The organism is Mycobacterium sp. shizuoka-1 (assembly GCF_002723835.1).
Taxonomy (GTDB): domain Bacteria; phylum Actinomycetota; class Actinomycetes; order Mycobacteriales; family Mycobacteriaceae; genus Mycobacterium.
The window spans coordinates 1-19,031 of record NZ_BEWG01000093.1 but is presented as its reverse complement, the minus strand read 5'-3'; the positions used below and the strand labels follow the sequence as shown (position 1 = coordinate 19,031).

Here is a 19,031-nt window from a genome sequence, read left to right as displayed (position 1 = left end):
TTGATATATGTCAATATCCATGGCAGGATCGGATCATGCCCAAGTCGCTGCCGACGATCGACATCTCGGCCCCGGTGTGCTGTGCCCCGGTCGCCGCAGGCCCGATGAGCGACGACGACGCGCTCGCGGTGGCGTTGCGGCTCAAGGCACTTGCCGACCCGGCGCGGGTCAAGATCATGTCCTATCTGTTCAGCTCGACGACGGGGGAGGAGAACAGCGGCGAGCTCGCGACGGCACTGGGGTTGACCGAGTCGACTGTCAGCCACCACCTGGGCCAGCTGCGGCGCGCGGGTCTCGTCGAGTCGGATCGGCGCGGAATGAACGTGTACCACCGGGCGCACAGCGATGCGCTGGCCGCGCTGTGTCTCGTGCTGAATCCCAACTGCTGCAGCTGAGTTAGCCCGTCAGCCCCAGCAGTGGCGGCACCAGATACCGCCGGGCGAACGACCGTGCGGCGTCGTCGTCGCCCAGTGCGACGTTCTGCGAGGGGGTCAGCACGAACGACACGATCACCCGCACGGTCACCTCGGCGACCTCGAGAAGCTCGAGCTGGGTGCGCTTGTCGTCCGGCAGGGCGACCGCGAGCTGATGCGCCAGGAATGACGACGCCGTCTGCACCACGCCGTCGCCCTCGACGGTCAGGAACGGCAACACCGTCTCGGGCTCGGTGGCCAGCAACCGCTGCAGCAACGCGTGGCCCTGCATGGTGTTGAGCGTGAACACGAACCCCTCGACCAGCTTGTCTTCGGCCTCGGCGTAGCTGCCGGCCTCGGCGGCCAGGTCCGACAGGAACTTCTCCAGCTCCCGCAGCAGCACCGCCTCGACGATCGCGTCCTTGTTCGCAAACGTGCGATACAGCGTCACCCGGGCCAGCCCGGACCTTCGGGTGATGTCCTCCACGGTCGAGCGGCGGATCCCGAACAGTTCGAACTGCTTGAGCGCCGCGTCGAGGATCCGCTCGGCGTTGCCCTCCACGCTCGGCGACCCGAACCGCTGCACCGCCTTGGCGAGCAGGCCGCTGTACTTCATGGCTGCAGTGTAGAGCCTGCATAACCGCTATTGATACAAACGAACTCGGAATGTATCTTCGGTTTCACTGGCTCTGACACCACAGGAGGCTTCTCATGGCCACGGTTGCATCGACGCGGACGGCGACGCCACCGACTCGCGAGGAATTCTCCGATCGCCTGCTCAAGGGGTCGGCCCGCAAGTCCTACGCGCCGGTCGTCGACATCGACTGGGATGCGCCGGTCCAGCCCGACACGTTCTTCCTGCCGCCTCAGGTGGTGTCGCTGTACGGCACGCCGATGTGGGCGGCGATGACTCGCGAGCAGCAGATCGAACTGTCGCGCCAGGAGTTCATCAACCTGCTGTCGGCCGGCGTGTGGTTCGAGAACATCCTCAATCAGGCATTGCTGCGCGGCCTCATGCACGCCGACGTCCGGTCGGCGTCCACCCACTACTCGCTGACCGAACTCGGTGACGAGACCCGCCACATGGTCATGTTCGGTCGCGCCATCGCAGCCGTCGACGGTAAACCATTCCAGCCCAACCGACTTCAGCGGACCATCATCAACGCGCTGCCGCTGGTGTTCCAAAAGCAGGTGCTGTGGATCGCCGCTCTGGTCGGCGAGGAGATCTTCGACGCCCTGCAGCGCCAGATCCTCGACGATCCCGACCTGCAGCCGATCGTGCGCCGCATCATGCGCATCCACGTCACCGAAGAGGCGCGCCACATCCAGTTCGCCCGCGACGGCGCGCGCCGCGACGTCCCGATGATGCGGCGCCGCAACCGATTTCTGCTCGCCACGGTGCACGGCGCTGGCGGCCCGTTCTACCGCTACCTGTTCACCAATAGCGCGGTGTACCGGCGGGCCGGACTCGACGGCCGGGAAGCCCGCCGCCAGGCCCGCGCCAATCCGCACTTCCACGAGACCATGCGCCTTGGGTTCGCGCCGCTGGCGGCGTTCCTCGAAGAGATCGGCTTGATGAACCGGATCAGCCGGCGGATGTGGACGCGAAGCGGCTTCCTGTGAGCATCGACGAGCGCGGGGTGTTCGACGGCGCCGCCGAACTGGACGTCGCCGGGAGGTGCTGCCCGGTGCGAGTCCGCCTCGCAGGCCATCTCAGCCCGATCGACGGCCGCTACCACTGGCAGGGTCTGGCCTACGGCGCGCCCGACGACCTCGAAGCCGGCCGGACGGCCGAACTGCGGATCGGAAGCCGCAGCGCCGCAGTGCGACTCGTCGAGAAGATCCCGTCGGGCCAGCTCATGGTCAGCGGCGTCGGCTCACCGCCGTACGACCTGCTGCCAAGCTGACCAGTCTCATACTCGCTACCCGTGCGACCACGCGCGGCGGGTGGGCTCGATGACCTCGTCGTTGGCATGGTTCATCACGTTCTGGGGCCACAATCCGATGGCGGCCACTGCCAGTTGCGGCCACCAATTCGCTGGCGAGGTCGACACCTGGCGTACCGGAATTCCGCTGGCCACCGCCGCGAAATGCAGCCACACGTCGTCCGCATGCGGACACACCGCGAGGAACCCGTCGCCGCGACGCCGCAGCACAGACAACAGTTCCGGCGGATACGCGACGCCGGAGACGCCGGTTGCGAACACTCGATCCGAGGGTTCGTCGGTCTGGCACATCGGCCACTGTGAATAGGGCGCGTCGGAGCGGATCCGCGCGCGATAAGCGGTGACCTCACCGGCGCGATGCGCGGCCACCAACTGCGACAGCCAATTCCGCGGGTAATAGACGTCGTCATCGGCGGTGACCAGAGTGCGCGTCGGTTCGTCCGCCGTGACGTAGGGAAAGTACTTGTTGTGCGGACCGAAATCCCCGCAGTGGTTGATCTCGAGGCCGCGCCGCACCAGCCGGCGCAGCGTGCGGGGCGGCTTCTTGACCGTGGCTTCGTCGGACAACCACAGGATCAACCGGCGAGGCCGTTCGGCTCCACGGCCGATCGTCTCGATCGTCTTCCACGCCGTGTGAACCCGCAGCCCGTGACTTGCCAGCGACACATCGGCGTCGCAGGTGCCGACGACGGGTTGCCGGGTCCGAAGGTTGATTATCCGAAGCCACCAACTGTATGCCGTCAGCTGGAACGGCAGCAGGATCCACTGCAACGGGCCGCCCGGGAAAGCGCCATCGTTCGTCATGCCAGGTATCCCATACCGACCTCCCACGGTTACTGTGCCAGAACTGTCGGCCCAGCGCCGGGCGGTGGCCCCGAGACCTACAGCGTCCGGGCCAACCGCTCTGCCAGCAGGCCGGCGAACTTCGCCGGATCCTCCAGCGTGCCACCTTCGGCCAGAAGCGCTGTGCCGTAGAGCAACTCAGCCGTCTCGGCCAGTGCCGCGTCACCGCCCCGGGAATCGAACCCGGCCCGCAAGCCGGCGATCAGCGGATGGCCCGGGTTCAGCTCCAGGATCCGCTTTTCTGCGGGGATCGTCTGCCCGGACGCTTGCAGCATGCGCGCCAAAGCCGGGGTGATGCCGAAGCTGTCGGTGATCAGGCAGGCGGGCGACTCGGTGAGCCGGGTCGACAGCCGCACCTCCTTCACCTGATCGGACAGCGTCTCCTTCAGCCACTGGAGTAGACCGGCGAATTCCTGTTCCAGCTGCGAGCGTTCGGCCTCGCTGGTGTCCTCCTCGCCGGACAGATCCACCTCGCCCTTGGCCACCGACTGCAGCCGCTTGCCGTCGAACTCGGGCACCATGTCGACCCACACCTCGTCGACCGGATCGGTGAGCAGCAGCACCTCATAACCCTTGGCTTTGAACGCCTCCAGGTGCGGTGAGCTGAGCAGCTGCTGACGCGATTCGCCGGTGGCGTAGAAGATCTGCTCCTGGCCGTCCTTCATGCGCTCGACATACCCGGCCAGCGTGGTGGGTTCCTCGTCGCTGTGCGTCGAGGCGAACGACGAGACCGCCAGCAGCGTGTCCTTGTTGTCGGCATCGGAGAGCAGGCCCTCCTTGACAACCCGGCCGAACTGCCCCCAGAACGTGCGGTAGTCGTCCGGCCGGTCCTTCTGCATCTCGGTGATCGTGGAGAGCACCTTCTTGGTGAGTCGCCGCCGGATCGCCTTGATCTGGCGGTCCTGCTGCAAGATCTCGCGAGACACGTTGAGCGACATGTCGGCCGCGTCGACCACGCCCTTGACGAACCGCAGGTACGGCGGCAGCAGCTCCTCGCAGTCGGCCATGATGAACACCCGCCGGACATACAGCTGCACACCCACCCGGGCGTCCTGCTGGAACAGGTCGAACGGCGCGTGCGACGGGATGAACAGCAGCGCCTGGTACTCGAAGGTGCCCTCCGCCTTCATCGGGATGACCTCCAGCGGGTCGTCCCAGGCGTGCGCGATGTGCTTGTAGAACTCGACGTACTCCTCGTGGCTGACCTCGTCTTTGGGCCTGGTCCACAGGGCCTTCATCGAGTTGACGGTCTCGGTCTCGACCGTGACCTGCTCCTCGCCGCCCTCCTCGGTGGCCGGGCTGCGGCGTTCGACCTGCATCCGGATCGGCCAGGAGATGAAGTCCGAGTACTGCTTGACCAGCGACCGGATCTTCCACTCCGCGGTGTAGTCGTGCAGCTCGTCCTCGGTATCCTCCGGCTTGAGATGCAACGTCACCGAGGTGCCCTGTGGCGCGTCGTCGACCGCGGCCACGGTGTAGGTGCCGTCGCCGCTGGACTCCCAGCGGGTCGCCGAACTCTCGCCCGCCTTGCGCGTCAGCAGGGTGACCTTGTCGGCCACCATGAACGACGAGTAGAAGCCGATCCCGAACTGGCCGATCAGCTCCTCGGACGCGGCAGTGTTCTGGGCCTCCCTGAGCTGCTGGCGCAGCTCGGCGGTGCCGGATTTGGCCAGCGTGCCGATCAGGCCGACGACCTCGTCGCGGGTCATTCCGATCCCGTTGTCGCGGATCGTCAGGGTCCGGGCGGCCTTGTCGATGTCGATCTCGATGTGCAGATCCGACGTGTCGACCTCGAGGTCTTTGTTCCGGAACGCCTCGAGGCGCAGCTTGTCCAGCGCATCGGAGGCGTTCGAGACCAGCTCCCGCAGGAAGGAGTCCTTGTTCGAGTACACGGAGTGGACCATCAGGTCCAGCAACTGGCGGGCCTCGGCCTGGAACTCCAGATGTTCGACGTGTTCAGTCATGGTGAATCCATTCGAGCAGACGACAGTTGATGCCGGCAGGGATCATAGCGATCTGCCCGAATGGGCTTCACCGCAAGGGTGGGGCGATCAGTAGTCCCAGACGCTCGGCACACACCGGAAGGCGTCGCCGACGGCGGCCACCCGGCACACCGACGGGAACGGCAGGTGAGTGGCCACCAGCGACGCGCCGGTCACCGCCACCTCGCGCAGCAGCTCCACCCGTACCCGGGCCGCCTCCTGCGGATCGTGCTCAAAGCCGTTCTGCCACTCGGGATTGTCGAACCCGGGAGCGAACACTGCGTCACCGGCGAAGGTCAGCCGGTCGCCGCGCGATTCCAGCCGGACGATGCTGTGCCCGGGGGTGTGACCGCCGGTGCGGCTGACCAGCACACCCGGTGCCACCTCGTACTCGGTCTCGAACGGCCGCAGGTTGCCGCGGTAGTCGCCGAGGAACTGGGTGGCGGTGCGCCGCAACACCTCCGGTATCGGCTGCGGCATCACGGTGCGGGAGAAATCGGGCGCCTCCCAGAACTCCGCCTCCGCGGCCGCCAGGTGGATCCGCAGATCCGGGCGCAGCCGGGCCTTGAGCCCGTCGGTGAGCAGTCCACCGATGTGGTCCATGTGCAGATGGGTGAGCACCACGTCGGTGACCGAAGCCGGGTCGATCCCGGCCGCCGCCAACCGCTGCACGGTCTGCCCGGCCCGGGGGAAATCCGGAAACTCCACGCCCAGTCCCGCGTCGACCAGGATCGTCCGGCCGCCGGTGCGCACCACCACCACGTTGAGTGGCCAGTCGACGACGTCCCGGGGCAGGAACTGCTCGTCCAGCCAGCCGGTGAGGTCCGCCGAGGTCACGTTGGTGCCCAACGTCGAGGCCGTGATCGGCAGCACCCCGTCGCTGATCACCAGCACGTCGATGTCGCCGACGGCTACCGCATAACGCGACGGCACCAGTTCGTCGCTGCCCAACCGGGAAATGTTGTCCACGCTCATGTCTGCTCTCCTGACTCCGGAATGTTCTCCGACCCAAACGCGGGGTCGCGGGAAAACTCATCCCGGCAGCTGCACCAAGACGACCACGGGAGCGTCGGCGCGATGCGAAGGTAGAGCCGATGCGTCACATACTCAGCGTGCTGCTCGCGGCCGCCACGGTCCTGCTGGTCTCAGCGCCGGTGGCCGCGGCCCGTGACGACGACTGCGCGTTGCTGTTGCCGGCCGCCGACAAGCTGGAAGCCGTGTTCGACACCATCGCCCCGACCGGCACGCCGCCGTGGGTCGCCGCGCAGGTTCGGGCGCCGCTGAGTCCGCTGCACAACCTCAGCAGCCCGCCCGGGATCGATCTACGGATCCGGTCGAACATGGTGGCGTCGCAGATCGACAACAATGACCCGTACCGGCCCGCGACCCCGCAGCGCCTCGCCAGCGACCTCGCCAAGGCTCGGGCTCTGCTGGTGGCGGTTCGCGACTACTGCGCCCCGTAGCTCAGTTTCCGAACACACCCCAGCGCTTGATCTGCACGCGCTCTGCATCGGGCCAAATAGCTTTGGCGGCAGGCGAATTGCAGAAGTAGTCTTCGGCCTGGCGGATGCCCATGTCGATCGCGTGCAGGCCGTCCTCCTGGTGGGCCCGGCAATTGACCGTCAACACGCGATGGGTCGCCGGATCGGCCTCCAGCACCTCGATGGTCAACACCACGACCAGCGTGTACCCCGCGCCCGTGGGCAGATAGAACGTGAGGTCCCGGCTGGCCGGCCCGCCACCGTTGGTCACCAGATACCCGTCGCCGCTGGGATAGGCGGCCTGCCCGACCATTTGGGTGCGCTCGTAGTGCCGGCTGTCGCCGTGTGCGCGCCACACTGCGAACCGGGTGTTGGCGTTGGCGCCGTTGAGCAGGTTCTGCGAGATCGGGATGATCAGCTCGTCGCGGCCGTCGCCGTCGACGTCCTGCAGCCCGACGCCGCCGGGTGTCGACGGCTCCAGCAGCTCGTCGATGGTCTGTACCACCGCCCCCGTCGGGTCGGTCACGGTGACCTTGACCGCCCTCGGGCGCGGCAATTCCGGCACACTCCAGTACTCGACGGCGAAATCGAGATCGCCGGAATGCAGCGAACAGTCCACCAGCGGCGACGTGCCGGTCGGCGTGATCACCGGATTCGATTGAGGACACGGCGGCAGCGTGGTATCCGCGGCCGCTGGGGCGACAACCGCAGCCGCCGCGACCATCGCCAGGACGCCGGCCAGCGCGGGCCAGCGCCCGGCCGCGCGCCGAGTGTGGGTGCTATGCACGGATTCCGGCTGATTTTCGTGCATATCACCCACACTCGGCACCGCAGCGAGCCGTCACGGACGCGGCGCGGGCTTGGTGGGAGCGGGCGCGGGCGCCGGACCCGCGCCGGGCCCACCGCTGGGCGCCGGGGGAGCGGCTCCCGGCAGCTGTTGCTCTTCGGGGGCCTTGGTACCCGTCTTGGGCCCGATGTCGGTGACCTGCCAGCCGTCCCCGACCTTGTTCACCGTCACCCGCAGCAGGATGATCGACACCTTGGGCGTCGGGTTCTGCAAGTTGCGGGTGGTCTGGTGCGCCGACACCACCACCTCGTAGGAGCCGTCGGGCTGCAGCACGGGATCGGTGGCCAGCACCTCGCCGCTGGAACTGACCTGCGCCTGCAGCATGACCGCCTTGAGCAGGTCGGTGGCGTTGACGTACTTGTCCTTGAGCTGCTGCGACACACCGTCTTCGACGGCGCGGAAGAACGCGTCGGGATCTTCGAAGGTGTAGGTCAGCGATTTCATCGCGTAGTCCCTGGCCAGCTGGGCGGCGGCCGCGCGGTCGGCCTGGGCCTGGCGCAGCTGGGCCAGCTGGTCGCTCACCTGCCGGTACTTGACGAACCCGAACACCCCGCCGCCGATCACCAGTGCCGCCACCAGGAGAGCCACCCAGAGCCCACGGCTCTTGGCCCAGTGCCGCGGCTCGTCCGTCGCATCGGCCGCGGGTGCGGTGTCGTCGGGCGTGGCCTCGACCGTGTCCTCGTCGCCCGCAGGTGAATCGGTCATGTCAGATCTTTCCTCGGTGTTGGGCGCGGTCACTGATGCCACTCCGGTACGTTGAGCTGCACCCGAACGCCGCCGGTGTCGTTGAAGGTGGACTCCCAGAAGTCCAGCCAGTGCCCGGCGTCCACCTTAACGTCGTGCAACGGCGCCATCGCGGGCGCCAAGATGGTGGCGAAGGTACCCAGCGGGCCGGCCAGCATGTCGAGCCATTCGCCGAGTTTGGCGACCAGGATTCCGGCCGGGTCCTGCGGTCCGATGACGCCGATTCCGGTGTGCGACAAGATCTCGATCTCGTGGATCAGCGCCAAGAAGGCCGGCACCGACTCGGGCAGGATCTTGCCGGTCTCGCTGATGATCTGACCGGCATTGAGATCGCCCAGGTTGGTGGTGAATTGCGAGACATTGCCGAACAGGGTGGCCAGGATCTCCTTGTCGTCGCGAATCACCTTGGCGGTCAGCCCGGCAGTGACGGCCAGGGAGTCGATGGTCTCGTCGTTACCGGCGAAGGCCTGCGACATGTCGTTGATGATGCCTTGGATCTGATCCAGGTTGAGCGCGGTGAACAACACATTCGCCTTGGTGAGCAGATCGCTCGCGGTCACGATCGGCGCCACCCGGTCCGCGGGGATCACCGCCCCGTCGGCGAAATACGGCGGCGCGATCACGCTGGGCCGGAAGTCGATGTACTGCTCGCCGGCGGCGGACAGGTTCTCCACGCTGATCGCGCTGTCGGCGGGCACCTGGTGCTGGCTGTCGACGTCGATCGACACCGCCAGGCCGGTATTGGTGGTCTGGATCCCGCTCACCCGGCCCACCTTGATGCCGCGCATCGTCACCTCCGACGTCGGCATCAGCCCGCCAGAAGAGTTGAGCAACAGTGTGAGTCGGGTGATCTTCTTGGTCGGGCCGATGTCGAGGACCCCGAACGACATGTACGCCGCGCCGGCCAGTGTCATCACCACCAGGATGGCCAGCGTGGTGCGGGCACTGAATTTCATGGCACCAGTCCCATCGTCTGCATCGCCTGCACCGCCGCGTCGGCCTTGTCCGCCGGATCCACGCCCTCGCGTCCGGTGGGGGCGTGCAGTTCGGTGATGGTGTACTTGGGGCCGCCGTCGCGGAACCACCCCAGCAGCTTGTAGCGCAGCAGCGCGACGAACTTGTCGGCGATCACCGGAATCGTGGTGTCCACGGTCGCCATGGTGTGGATCATCGGCGTGATGTAGGACAGGATCTGCATCAGGTCACCGGCGATCGGATTGATCAGATCCCCGCCGAGCTTGCCGACATCCTGAGAGGCGTTGACCACGTTGAGGATCGCCAGCGTGACCGCCGACAACCCCTGCAGTTTGGCCGGCCCCTCGGCGAGCAGGCGGTTGAACACCTCGGTGTTGGCCGCGAACCCCGACGTGATGTTCTCCATCCCGTCGAGCATCTGGTCGATGGTGTCCTGGTTGGCGGCCAGGTCGTTGAGCACGCCGGCCACCGAGCGCTGCATGCGGGTCAGCTCGCCGGGGTCCTGCGGGAACGCCTTGTTGACGTTGACCACGGTGGTCTGCAGCGTGCCGATCGCGCCGCCGGCCACCAGGTTCGACATCGACCGCAGCAGGTCTTCGACGTTGTCGGCCGGCGCGGTGTTGCGCAGCGGGATGGTGTCGCCGTCGCGCAGGATCGGCCCGGACCTGTCGTCGGGCGGCAGCAGCGCGATGTAGATGTCGCCCAGCGGGGTGGCCTGGCGCAATTCGGCGCGGGTGTTGACGGGAAGCTTGGTGTCGCCGGCGATCTCGACATAGGTGACCGCGGTGGTGCCCTCCAGTTGCACGCGGTCGAGCACGCCGATCTGCACCCCGCCGGCGTCCACCTTGGCCCGGGCCGGCAGGTTGAGCACGCTGGCGAACTCGATCTTGATGTCGTAGGAGTGCCGCGGGGTGTAGGCGCCCGGCACCGGCAGCCGGGTCGGATCCAGCGAGCACGCCGCCGTGAAGCCGACGGTCATGGTGGCCAGGAGTGCGCAGAGCACGCGGAGTCGGGTCATGGCAGCGCCGCTCCCAGCACCAGGTTGGTCAGACCGAGGGTGATCGGGTCGGTGGGGGTACCCGACGCGCACGCCGCCGCGGCACCGGGGATGTTGCGCTCCGTCAGGCCCTGGCAGATGGCGCCGGCCTGGGTCGGCGCGATCGACACCTGCGGCGGGATGTAGGTGACATTGTGTGTGCCCCAGGCGGGTTCGTAGATGTCGGCGATCCAGTTGCTGAACTGGGGCCACGAGTTGATCATCGCGGTGATGGCCGGGATGTGCCGGTTCAGCAGGTCGCGCAGCCCGCCGAACCGGGCGTCGAACTTCTCGTACCACCGGGGACCGAATCGGTTGAGCGCCTCGATCAGGGTCGGCAGCAGGTGCGAGACGTAGGCCATCGCCGCGCCGAAATTGTCCGACAGGCCCTCCATCAACTGGGTGGTGACCGGCAGGGTTCGGATGACCGAGGCGAAGCTGTCCCAGTTCCTCAGGAAGTCCGAGGACAGGATCTCGCCGTTCTCGAACAGCTGCCGGTAGTCGGAGTCGGCCTTGTACGGGTCGGCGAGCATGGTGACCAGATTGCGCATGGTCCTGTTGATGCCGGGCCCGGTGCCTTTCAGCGAGTTGCTCGCCGCGCTCAGGCTGTCGTTGATGGCCTGCACACCGGGCGCCTTGGACGGGTCCTGGCCGGGCTCGGATCCCAGGATGGCGTCGGTGAGACTGCCGACGGCCGCGAATGTCTCGCTGACACTGATCGGGGTCTTGGTCGACTTGAGTTTGATGCAGCCCGGTCCGGTGAACTTCGGGCCCCCGGTGTAGGGCTTGGTCAGTTCGATGTGGCGGTCGGTGACGATCGATTGCGAGTAGGTGACTGCCCCGACGTCGGCGGGCAGCACCAGATCGGCGGGAACGGTGAAGTCGACCTCGACGTGGTCGGCCTTGTTGACGATCGCGTTCATCGAGCCGATCTCGATGCCCAGCAGCGCGACCTTGTTGCCGGGGTAAAGCCCGACCGCGTCAGTGAATTCGGCGCACATCGCCTTGGTCGGGTTGATCTTGGGGGTCAGGACCTTCACCCCGACGACCACCGCGACCGCCAGCACGGCGACGCTGGCCACCACCAGCACGATGACCCGGCGCGACCGCAGCCGCGCGCCGATACCCGATGCCGCTGCCATGTCAGCAGGTCTTCATCAGGTTGGGCAGGCACAGGTCCTGGCCGGGGACCAGCCGGTTGTGCTGGTCGAAGGTGACGCCGTTGCCGCTGAGCATCGGACCCACGATGTTGAGTGTCTGCCCCAGCCCGTCCAGCGCCATGCCCCAGCGCTCGGGATGGGCCGCCAGCGTGTCACTGATGTCTTCGATGCCCTCGGCGATGGGCATGACGTCCTTGCCGTACCACATGGTGAGCCGGTCCAGCACCCGGGTCAATTCCTTGATGAGACTGAAGAACTCGACGATGTCGACGGCCTTCGAGGTGTACATCTTGCCGAGGATGTCGAACTGCTCGAACAACGTGATGAGCTGTGCGCGCCCGGCGGTCATGGCGCGCAGGCCGTCGTTGACGAAGTCCAGGCCGCGGTGGAAGTCCACGGTGGATCTGCTCATCGACTCGGTCAGTTTGTCCGCCGACTGGAGCAGGTTGCGCACCGCATCCGGATACCGGTTGGCGGCGTTGGCGACCTCGGCGAACGTGTCGTGGATGACCTGGCCGTCGACTTCTTTGACCACCGGGGTGGCGGCCTGGATGATGTCGTTGACCTCGAACGGCAGGGTCACCCGCTGAGGGGGAATCCCGTTGCGGCCCAGCGGTTGGGTGCCCTTGGGGTCGAGCGCCACGTAGTGGCCGCCCAGCGGGGTCAGCAGCTTGATGTTCAGCGTCGAGTCCGCACCCACCTTCACCGCGTTGTCGACGTCGAACCTCATCTCGACCAGGGCGCCGTCCAGGCGAACGCTGGTGACCTTGCCGACCGCGATGCCTGCGACTCGAACCTGGTCGCCGGCGCGCAGACCGGCCGAGTTGGGCATGTGCGCGACGTAGGGGGCTTCGTTGGACGGGTTCAGGTAGGCCATCGCGGTGCCGGCCAGCGACGCGATGATGACGAACACGCCGATGATGCCGTTTCGGCGGTTGCGCATTGCGGTGGCGCGTTCGTCGAGCGAGTTGTGCCGGCCGCCGATCCTGGCGCGCAGTGTGCTGAGTCGATCGCCGCGTCCGGTCATCGGCACAGCACCAGGTTCTGTTGCGCGAACGACACCTGGCCGATCCCGGGCAGGGTGACTTCGCCGCGCGAGCAGGAAAACGTCGGGGTGGCCGGTTCTTCGTCGACCAGCCAGTTCCGCATGCCCTGGATCAACGACGGCGCGAGGGACAGACCGGCGATGATCGTCGGGGTCTGCGGCCACATCCGGCTGCTCAGGTCGAACAGCGGGCCGGTCGTCCCGTCGAAGGTGCGCTCGAAGTACTGCATGACGTGGGTGGTGCTGCGCAACACCGGAAGTCCGCTGTCCAAGGCGGCGCGGAACTCCTCGGCCTTGGAGCCGAATTTCGCCAGCACGTCGTTGAGCTGAGCGATGAGCTCGAACAGTTGCCCCGATTTACCGCCCAGGTCCACCGAGATCGCGCTGAGGTTGCGGATCATCGTGGTGATCACCAGCTGCCGGTCGACCGCGAGCTTGGAGATCTCGTCCAGGTCGTGCAGGAACGGGCCGATGCCGGATTCGTCGCCCTGGATCAGCCGCAGCAGGTTCTCGCCAAGCAGGTTGAACTGGGCCGGATCCAGGGTTTGGAAGATCGGCTGGAATCCGTTGAACAGCTTGGCGACATCGAAGGACGGGATCGTCTGCCCGATCGGCAGGGTGCCGCCGTCCGGCAGCGTGTTGTCCGGTTTGGCCGGTTGGACGAGTTCCACGTAGCGCTGACCGATCAGGGTCTGGTAGCGCACCGCGGCGACGGTGTTGGTGTACACCGGATGGTCGGTCTGGGCGGTGAAGTCCACCTTCGCGACGCGTCCGTCGAGGCGGATGGTCGCTACCTTGCCGACCTGCACACCGGAGATGCGGACGTCGTCGCCGACGTAGAGCCCCGACACATCGGAGAACGTCGCGGTGTAGCGCGACAGCGCCCCGGTCACCGGGCTGCGCAGGGCCGTCAGCACGATCAGGGTGCACACCACGGCCACCGCGGTGAAGATCGTCAGCCACACCACCGATTTCGTGACGCTTCTCATCGGCCACCACCGGGAGCCGGGGCTTCGGCCGGCAACGCGGCCGCCAGCCCGGGCATGGTGTCCAGGGTGAGTTCGAGATTCAGGCGGACCTTGCCGTTGATGATCGGAAACGCCGTGCTGGTGCGGTCGAGCAGGCCCGAGATCCGGTCGTAGGCCGGTGACATGCTGCCGTACATGTACGAGAACGGCAGCAGGACGCTCATCGTGCCGCCGAACAGCGGGACCAGCCAGGTCATGTGCTTGGCGAAGATTCCGTCGGTGGTGAACAGCAGTTGCGACAGCTGGTCCATGATCAGGTTCATCCGGTCCACCCCGTCGGGGTGCGCCAGGAATTCCATTCCGTTGAGCAGGTCGTAGGCGAGGCTGACCAGGGGTACTGCGTCACTGACCCCGTTGACCACCGACGCGAGCACCGAAAGCGACTGTGAGAACGGCACTTTCTGGGAGTCGGTGACCATCTTGATCAGGTCGAAATAGGACCGGGTGACCGGCTCGGTGAGGTCGGCGTGCTTGCGCACGATCGCAATCATGTGGTCGATGTCGGGCGAGTCCATGATCCTGCCGAACTTCTGGCCTTGGCGCAGCAGCCCGGTGATGGACGCCGAGCGCACGTTCGGGTCCACCATCAGCGTCTGGTCCGGCCGCAGCCGGGGTCCGGATCCGCTGCTGACCAACTCGACCGCCGCCAGGCCAAAGGTGTTGGACGACATGAAGTTCGCGGTCGTGTCGGCGGCCAGTGCGGCAGCCTGGCGCGGCTCGAGTTCCAGGGTGATCTTCTGTTTGTTGAAGCCCGCCGATTGCAGGGTCTTCACCGATCCGATGGTCAGGCCGCGGAACTTCACCTCGGCGCCCGGTGTCAGACCCTCACCCAGCGTGTCGGCCATCACCGTCAGCTTGAAGGTGTCGGCATAACCGCCGGTACCCAGCTGGTACAGCACGGTGCCCGCGACGAGCAGCACCACGGCGGCGATCAGACCCCGGATTCGCAATGCGCGCGAGCTGGGGGTCCGCCCTCCTTGATCGGCAACTACCGGCATGCCCTATCCCGAGATCCGAATCCCGGGGCTGTTGCCCCAGAACATGAGCGTGAGCACCATGTCGGCGGCGACCACGGTGACGATGCTGGCCCGGATGGCCCGACCCGAGGCCCGCCCGACGCCTTCGGGGCCACCGACCGCGTAATAGCCCTGGTAGCCGTGGATGGCGATGATCAGCGTCACGAAGATGACTGCCTTGAGCACCGAAAACACCACGTCTGAGGGCTGGATGAACGAGTCGAAGTAGTGGTAGTAGGTGCCCGAGGACTGTCCGTGCAGCACGTTGACCACCAGCGCGCAGGACACATAGCTCAACGCCAGCGTCACCACATACAGCGGGATGATGGTCAGCATCCCGGCGATCACCCGGGTGGTGACCACGAAGGGGATCGACCGGATGCCCAGCGCCTCGAGTGCGTCGATCTCCTCGGAGATACGCATGGCCCCGATCTCGGCCGTCATCCGGCAGCCGGCCTGGGCGGCGAAGCCGATCCCGGCGATCATCGGCGCCATCTCCCGGGTGTTGGCGTAGGCGGAGACGAATCCGGTCAGCGGACCCATCCCGACCATGTCCAGAGCGCTGTACCCTTCGATGCCCACCGACCCGCCGACCGCCGCGCCCATGAACACCAGCACGCCGATGGTGCCGCCACCGACGATCACCGACCCGTTACCCCACATCACGTCGACGAGTAGCACGCCCGTCTGATGCCGGTAGTGCTTGAGCGTGTGGGGGATGGCGCCGAGCACCTGGGCCAGGAAGCTGACCTGATGTCCCAGGCGCTGGAACACCGAGTCGCCCCGCTCGGCGACCCACAGCGGTGCCCGGATGACGCCGGGGACATAGCGCGACGGCGCGGCGACCCTGGCCATCAGCCCATCCTCAGCGGCATGGACATCGACACGCCCTGCGTGATGATGAGGTTGAGCACGAACACCGCGACCACGCCGATGACCACCGAGGCGTTCACGGCATCGGCGACTCCGCGCGCGCCGCCGCTGGCCTCCAGGCCGCGCTGGCAGGCCACCAGAATCACGACCACGCCGAACAGCCAGGTTTTCCCCATGGCGACGACGACATCGCTGACGCTGGCGAACGACGCGAACGAGGCGATGTAACTGCCCGGAGTGCCGGACTGGAAGCCGACGTTGATCGCGTAGCCCGCCGCCAGCCCCATGAAGATGATGAAGGCGCACAGCACCGGCGCGACGAACACGATGGCCGCCAGTCGTGGCGTCACCAGTCGCTGGACCGGGTCGACGCCCATCACACGGAGCGCGTCGACCTCTTCGCGAATGGTGCGGGCGCCGAGGTCGGTGGCGACCGCCGAACCGGCCGCGCCGCCGAGCAGCAACGCGGCCACCATGGGCGCGCCCTGCCGGATCACGCCGAGGCCGCCGGCCGCACCGGAGACCGACGAGGCGCCGACCTGCTGGATGAAGTTGCCCACCTGCACCGCCACGATCACCCCGAAGGGGATCGACACCAGTAACGCCGGGATGGCCGTGACGCTGATGATGAACCAGGCCTGGTTGATGGTGTCCCGCCACGGGTGGCGCAGCCGGATCAGGTCGGTGAGCAGAAAGCCGAACGCCTGCGCACCCAGACCGAAGAACCGGCCCAGCGTCTGCAGTGAGGAATCCATCTGGCCGAGCACATGCCTGACCGGCCTGCCCAGGATGCCGACGACCTCGCGGCCGGTCGACGTCGTCGCCGCGTTCGGCTCGGCATCTTCGGGCATGGTCGAAACCGGCGCGTCCGGGGAGTCGGTGAGGCCGTCGGTGGCGATGCTCGCGTCGACGTCGACGCAGTCGAGACCGTCGCCGTGGGGATCGGTCGCTGCTTGGGCCGCAGTCGCGTCATGGACACCTGCGGTCAACGGCAGGCACCTCCTTTGTCGCCGGCAAGCTTCTTCCCCCCAGCAAATTTCGAGCTTGGATGTCGTGCGTTTACCAGCGGTACGAGTACGTGCGTTGTACCAGCGGCGGCAGGCGCATGTTCACGGAAAGAAGTTCAGTGTGATGTACGCCACAAATGAACGTCAAGGTCTGCCGGCGCGGTTCGGCCTCCGCCGTAGTGGGTCGACAGTTGCGGCGGGGTCAATAACGTGCACGGACGCGGGACGGGCCGTATCTCGCGTCGTAACTTCGCTCCGATCAGCACCGCTTCGCGTCCAGTAGCCCAGCGAAGTCGCTGTGCTCGGCTTGCCGGCGGCCACGGGATGTACAGGAAAATTGACAGTGTGACGCGCCGACCCAGCTGAACATCGAACCGCCACCCGGATCGCGGCGGCGCGCACCCGCCCGGGCACCGCCGTCGGGTCGGGTGATCGCGCATCGCCGTGCTCACATTTCGCGCACGCCGGGCCGACGCCCGGTCTGGGCAAATACCGCTACGATCCGGTGCGGTAATCCGGCAGATCGCCAAAGCCCGGCGAACAGGCGCGGCGCTGGATTAGGGTTTCGGCAAGTTAGACCGACTAGGCGGGGGTCATGGCGAGCGCTGCGTGCGGGTACGTGCCGGGGCCGACCGCGCCCGGACGACATGCCGGTCAGCCCTGAGCCCAACGGCGCATCGGGTGGGCGCCCGCGAGTAGTCGATCACGTCATCGAGCACCTGGCCCGGCGAGGCGTGCGGTATCTCTTCGGTGTCGACGGCGCCAATATCGAGGAGCTCTACGACGCGGCCCACAGCTGCCCGGACATCACCGCGGTGGTGGCTAAGCACGAGTTCTCCGCGGCGGCCATGGCCGACGCCTACAGCCGCGCCGGCACCGGCCTCGGCGTCGTCGCCGCGACATCCGGCGGCGGCGCGCTGAACACCATTCCGGGACTGGGGGAGTCGTTCGCCAGCCGGGTCCCGGTGCTGGCGCTCATCGGGCAGCCGTCGACCGCCGCGGACGGCCTCGGGTCGTTCCAGGACACCAGCGGCAGCGCCGGGTCGCTGCCCGGCGACGCGCTGTTCGCCGCTGTGTCGGTCTTCTGCGCTCGGGTGACGACCCCGGACGAGATCCTGACCGCACTGCCGCGGGCGATCTCGGCCGCGACCAGGATCGGCGGTCCAGCGGTGCTGTTGCTGCCCAAGGACATTCAGCAGGCCGTCCTCGATTCCGTGATCGACGACGTGCTCGAGGACGCTCACCGCGCGACAGGCGACCTCACGGCACTGGCACAACGGCTGCGCGACACCGACGGACCGGTGACGATTCTTGCCGGCGACCAGGTGGCTCGCGACGACGCCCGCGCCGAACTGGAGATGCTGCGGACGGTCCTGTGCGCGAATGTGGCCACCGTGCCCGACGCGAAGGATGTGACCGGCGAGACGCTCGGCGTGGCCGGGGTGATGGGCCATCCGGCAGTGGCTGAAGCGCTGGCCGACAGCGCGCTGTGTCTTGTGGTCGGCACCCGGCTTCCGTTGATGGCACGTGGCGGGCTGGATGCGGCGCTGGGTGCCGTGCCGCTGGCGTCGATCGGAGCCGAGGCTCCGTATCTGCCAACGGTGCACGTCGAAAGCCATGACCTCCGCACCGCGCTGGCCGAGTTGGCCGTGGCGGTGACCGACGGCGCACCGCCGAACCGGACGCCGGCTCCGCAGCCGGTGCGAGGCGAACTGTCGCCCCCGCCGCATGAGGGTGCGGGGGTGCGCTATCGGGACGCCATGCTCACGCTGGACGCCGTGCTGCCGGACGGCACCGACATCGTCGTCGACGCGGGCAACGTCGGCGCGGCCGCCATCCACTGGCTGCCGGCCCGACCCGACGGCCGATTCCTCGTCGCCCTCGGCATGGGCGGAATGGGCTACAGCTTCGGCGGCGGCATCGGGACGGCCTTCGCGCGCGGTCGCCGCACCGTCGTCGTCGCCGGCGACGGGTCGTTCTACATGCACGGCATGGAGATCCACACCGCGCTGCACCATCGGCTTTCGGTGACGTTCGTGCTGTTCGACAACCACGCCCACGCCATGTGCGTCACCCGCGAGCAGCAGTTCTTCGGTGACCGGTACAGCTACAACCGGTTCGGCCCCAGCCGGCTCGGTGCCGGCCTGGCCGCGATGTTCCCCGGACTGCCGGCGGTCGACGTCACCGACCTCGGCGACCTGGGCGCGGCGCTGCGGTCCGCAGTGGACGTCGAGGGACCGTCGGTGGTCGCGGTGGAATGCTCCGCCGACGAAATCCCGCCGTTCACAGCCTTTCTCGACCCGTCAACCCAGTCAGATTCGAGGGAACACGCATGACCTTGCCCGCGCTCGAGGACATCACCGCTCACCATGGCGGCGCCGACCCGATTCCGGGACTGATGCGGATCGAGACGTCGCCCCGCGAAAAGGCCACCCCGGTGCTCATGGAGATGATCCACGCCGTGTATCCGCACGACGAGGTGTTCGGCGAATACTGCACCGTCCACGATTACGTGGACTGCCCACCCGACGAGCTGTTCGACTACCTGGCCGACACCCGCTCGCTGGAGGAGTGGACCTACAGTCTGCGCGGGTTCACCCCCACCGACGAGGACGGCCTCTGGCTGGCCTACGAC

General features: G+C 67.2%; 19 protein-coding genes and 1 pseudogene. 6 read left to right on the top strand and 14 right to left on the bottom strand.

Going from position 1 to position 19,031, the window contains the following annotated elements:
* Positions 1-35 precede the first annotated feature (35 nt).
* A complete protein-coding gene (locus MSZK_RS23965) occupies positions 36-395 on the top strand; it encodes an Rv2640c family ArsR-like transcriptional regulator (RefSeq protein WP_099251032.1) in 360 nt (119 codons plus the stop codon).
* A gap of 1 nt (position 396) precedes the next feature.
* Here the strand turns inward: MSZK_RS23965 and MSZK_RS23960 are convergent, their stop codons facing one another.
* Positions 397-1,029: a TetR/AcrR family transcriptional regulator gene (locus MSZK_RS23960; RefSeq protein ID WP_099251031.1), complete on the bottom strand. Its 633-nt coding sequence runs from the start codon at positions 1,027-1,029 to the stop codon at positions 397-399.
* A gap of 95 nt (positions 1,030-1,124) precedes the next feature.
* Between MSZK_RS23960 and MSZK_RS23955 the strand changes: the two genes are divergently transcribed.
* Both MSZK_RS23955 and MSZK_RS23950 read left to right on the top strand, forming a co-directional pair.
* The gene (locus tag MSZK_RS23955) at positions 1,125-2,036 is read left to right on the top strand and encodes a diiron oxygenase (protein ID WP_099251030.1); all 912 of its coding nucleotides are present in this window, start codon (positions 1,125-1,127) and stop codon (positions 2,034-2,036) included.
* Complete coding sequence (locus tag MSZK_RS23950; protein WP_099251066.1) at positions 2,033-2,320, top strand: DUF4873 domain-containing protein; 288 nt, start codon at positions 2,033-2,035, stop codon at positions 2,318-2,320. Before MSZK_RS23955 ends, MSZK_RS23950 begins: the two co-directional genes overlap by 4 nt.
* A gap of 15 nt (positions 2,321-2,335) precedes the next feature.
* Here MSZK_RS23950 and MSZK_RS23945 read toward each other — a convergent pair whose 3' ends face one another.
* The 3 genes from MSZK_RS23945 to MSZK_RS23935 all read right to left on the bottom strand — a co-directional run bounded on the left by MSZK_RS23945 (position 2,336) and on the right by MSZK_RS23935 (position 6,159).
* The gene (locus tag MSZK_RS23945; RefSeq protein ID WP_233211490.1) at positions 2,336-3,163 is read right to left on the bottom strand and encodes a hypothetical protein; all 828 of its coding nucleotides are present in this window, start codon (positions 3,161-3,163) and stop codon (positions 2,336-2,338) included.
* Positions 3,164-3,240: 77 nt separating this feature from the next.
* Positions 3,241-5,166, bottom strand: a complete 1,926-nt coding sequence (gene htpG, locus MSZK_RS23940) for a molecular chaperone HtpG (RefSeq protein ID WP_099251029.1) — start codon at positions 5,164-5,166, stop codon at positions 3,241-3,243.
* 87 nt (positions 5,167-5,253) lie between these two features.
* Positions 5,254-6,159, bottom strand: a complete 906-nt coding sequence (locus MSZK_RS23935) for an MBL fold metallo-hydrolase (RefSeq protein WP_099251028.1) — start codon at positions 6,157-6,159, stop codon at positions 5,254-5,256.
* 119 nt (positions 6,160-6,278) lie between these two features.
* Between MSZK_RS23935 and MSZK_RS23930 the strand changes: the two genes are divergently transcribed.
* Entirely contained in the window at positions 6,279-6,647 is a 369-nt protein-coding gene (locus MSZK_RS23930) for a hypothetical protein (RefSeq protein WP_099251027.1), read from the top strand.
* Between the two features lies 1 nt (position 6,648).
* Here MSZK_RS23930 and MSZK_RS23925 read toward each other — a convergent pair whose 3' ends face one another.
* The 10 genes from MSZK_RS23925 to MSZK_RS23880 form a co-directional block, all read right to left on the bottom strand.
* Positions 6,649-7,389 (bottom strand): hypothetical protein, encoded by a 741-nt coding sequence (locus tag MSZK_RS23925; RefSeq protein WP_099251064.1) that lies wholly within the window; start codon positions 7,387-7,389, stop codon positions 6,649-6,651.
* Positions 7,390-7,506: 117 nt separating this feature from the next.
* Entirely contained in the window at positions 7,507-8,217 is a 711-nt protein-coding gene (locus tag MSZK_RS23920; RefSeq protein WP_233211488.1) for a hypothetical protein, read from the bottom strand.
* Positions 8,218-8,246: 29 nt separating this feature from the next.
* Positions 8,247-9,212: an MlaD family protein gene (locus MSZK_RS23915; protein ID WP_099251026.1), complete on the bottom strand. Its 966-nt coding sequence runs from the start codon at positions 9,210-9,212 to the stop codon at positions 8,247-8,249.
* Positions 9,209-10,249, bottom strand: coding sequence for an MlaD family protein (locus MSZK_RS23910; RefSeq protein WP_099251025.1), 1,041 nt, complete (start codon positions 10,247-10,249; stop codon positions 9,209-9,211). Before MSZK_RS23910 ends, MSZK_RS23915 begins: the two co-directional genes overlap by 4 nt.
* On the bottom strand, positions 10,246-11,409 hold the full coding sequence (locus MSZK_RS23905; RefSeq protein ID WP_099251024.1) for an MlaD family protein: 1,164 nt from the start codon (positions 11,407-11,409) through the stop codon (positions 10,246-10,248). The genes MSZK_RS23910 and MSZK_RS23905 overlap by 4 nt, the downstream gene beginning before the upstream one ends.
* A gap of 1 nt (position 11,410) precedes the next feature.
* On the bottom strand, positions 11,411-12,454 hold the full coding sequence (locus tag MSZK_RS23900; RefSeq protein WP_099251063.1) for an MlaD family protein: 1,044 nt from the start codon (positions 12,452-12,454) through the stop codon (positions 11,411-11,413).
* Complete coding sequence (locus MSZK_RS23895; RefSeq protein WP_099251023.1) at positions 12,451-13,461, bottom strand: MlaD family protein; 1,011 nt, start codon at positions 13,459-13,461, stop codon at positions 12,451-12,453. Before MSZK_RS23895 ends, MSZK_RS23900 begins: the two co-directional genes overlap by 4 nt.
* On the bottom strand, positions 13,458-14,498 hold the full coding sequence (locus MSZK_RS23890; RefSeq protein ID WP_099251022.1) for an MlaD family protein: 1,041 nt from the start codon (positions 14,496-14,498) through the stop codon (positions 13,458-13,460). Before MSZK_RS23890 ends, MSZK_RS23895 begins: the two co-directional genes overlap by 4 nt.
* Positions 14,499-14,501: 3 nt before the next feature.
* On the bottom strand, positions 14,502-15,371 hold the full coding sequence (locus MSZK_RS23885) for an ABC transporter permease (RefSeq protein WP_099251021.1): 870 nt from the start codon (positions 15,369-15,371) through the stop codon (positions 14,502-14,504).
* Positions 15,371-16,240: an ABC transporter permease gene (locus MSZK_RS23880; RefSeq protein ID WP_099251062.1), complete on the bottom strand. Its 870-nt coding sequence runs from the start codon at positions 16,238-16,240 to the stop codon at positions 15,371-15,373. The genes MSZK_RS23885 and MSZK_RS23880 overlap by 1 nt, the downstream gene beginning before the upstream one ends.
* 803 nt (positions 16,241-17,043) lie before the next feature.
* Between MSZK_RS23880 and MSZK_RS23875 the strand changes: the two genes are divergently transcribed.
* Positions 17,044-18,732, top strand: a complete 1,689-nt coding sequence (locus MSZK_RS23875) for a thiamine pyrophosphate-binding protein (RefSeq protein WP_099251020.1) — start codon at positions 17,044-17,046, stop codon at positions 18,730-18,732.
* Positions 18,729-19,031: pseudogene (locus MSZK_RS23870) on the top strand (SRPBCC family protein); the annotation flags it as partial. The gene MSZK_RS23875 and the pseudogene MSZK_RS23870, both read left to right, overlap by 4 nt.

Excerpts from the sequence above, each read along its gene's own strand:
- MSZK_RS23965 (WP_099251032.1), top strand. The coding sequence starts at position 36 with ATGCCCAAGTCGCTGCCGACGATCGACATCTCGGCCCCGGTGTGCTGT.
- MSZK_RS23960 (WP_099251031.1), bottom strand. The coding sequence starts at position 1,029 with ATGAAGTACAGCGGCCTGCTCGCCAAGGCGGTGCAGCGGTTCGGGTCG.
- MSZK_RS23955 (WP_099251030.1), top strand. The coding sequence starts at position 1,125 with ATGGCCACGGTTGCATCGACGCGGACGGCGACGCCACCGACTCGCGAG.
- MSZK_RS23945 (WP_233211490.1), bottom strand. The coding sequence starts at position 3,163 with ATGACGAACGATGGCGCTTTCCCGGGCGGCCCGTTGCAGTGGATCCTG.
- htpG (WP_099251029.1), bottom strand. The coding sequence starts at position 5,166 with ATGACTGAACACGTCGAACATCTGGAGTTCCAGGCCGAGGCCCGCCAG.
- MSZK_RS23935 (WP_099251028.1), bottom strand. The coding sequence starts at position 6,159 with ATGAGCGTGGACAACATTTCCCGGTTGGGCAGCGACGAACTGGTGCCG.
- MSZK_RS23930 (WP_099251027.1), top strand. The coding sequence starts at position 6,279 with ATGCGTCACATACTCAGCGTGCTGCTCGCGGCCGCCACGGTCCTGCTG.
- MSZK_RS23925 (WP_099251064.1), bottom strand. The coding sequence starts at position 7,389 with ATGGTCGCGGCGGCTGCGGTTGTCGCCCCAGCGGCCGCGGATACCACG.
- MSZK_RS23920 (WP_233211488.1), bottom strand. The coding sequence starts at position 8,217 with ATGACCGATTCACCTGCGGGCGACGAGGACACGGTCGAGGCCACGCCC.
- MSZK_RS23915 (WP_099251026.1), bottom strand. The coding sequence starts at position 9,212 with ATGAAATTCAGTGCCCGCACCACGCTGGCCATCCTGGTGGTGATGACA.
- MSZK_RS23910 (WP_099251025.1), bottom strand. The coding sequence starts at position 10,249 with ATGACCCGACTCCGCGTGCTCTGCGCACTCCTGGCCACCATGACCGTC.
- MSZK_RS23905 (WP_099251024.1), bottom strand. The coding sequence starts at position 11,409 with ATGGCAGCGGCATCGGGTATCGGCGCGCGGCTGCGGTCGCGCCGGGTC.
- MSZK_RS23900 (WP_099251063.1), bottom strand. The coding sequence starts at position 12,454 with ATGACCGGACGCGGCGATCGACTCAGCACACTGCGCGCCAGGATCGGC.
- MSZK_RS23895 (WP_099251023.1), bottom strand. The coding sequence starts at position 13,461 with ATGAGAAGCGTCACGAAATCGGTGGTGTGGCTGACGATCTTCACCGCG.
- MSZK_RS23890 (WP_099251022.1), bottom strand. The coding sequence starts at position 14,498 with ATGCCGGTAGTTGCCGATCAAGGAGGGCGGACCCCCAGCTCGCGCGCA.
- MSZK_RS23885 (WP_099251021.1), bottom strand. The coding sequence starts at position 15,371 with ATGGCCAGGGTCGCCGCGCCGTCGCGCTATGTCCCCGGCGTCATCCGG.
- MSZK_RS23880 (WP_099251062.1), bottom strand. The coding sequence starts at position 16,240 with ATGCCCGAAGATGCCGAGCCGAACGCGGCGACGACGTCGACCGGCCGC.
- MSZK_RS23875 (WP_099251020.1), top strand. The coding sequence starts at position 17,044 with ATGCCGGTCAGCCCTGAGCCCAACGGCGCATCGGGTGGGCGCCCGCGA.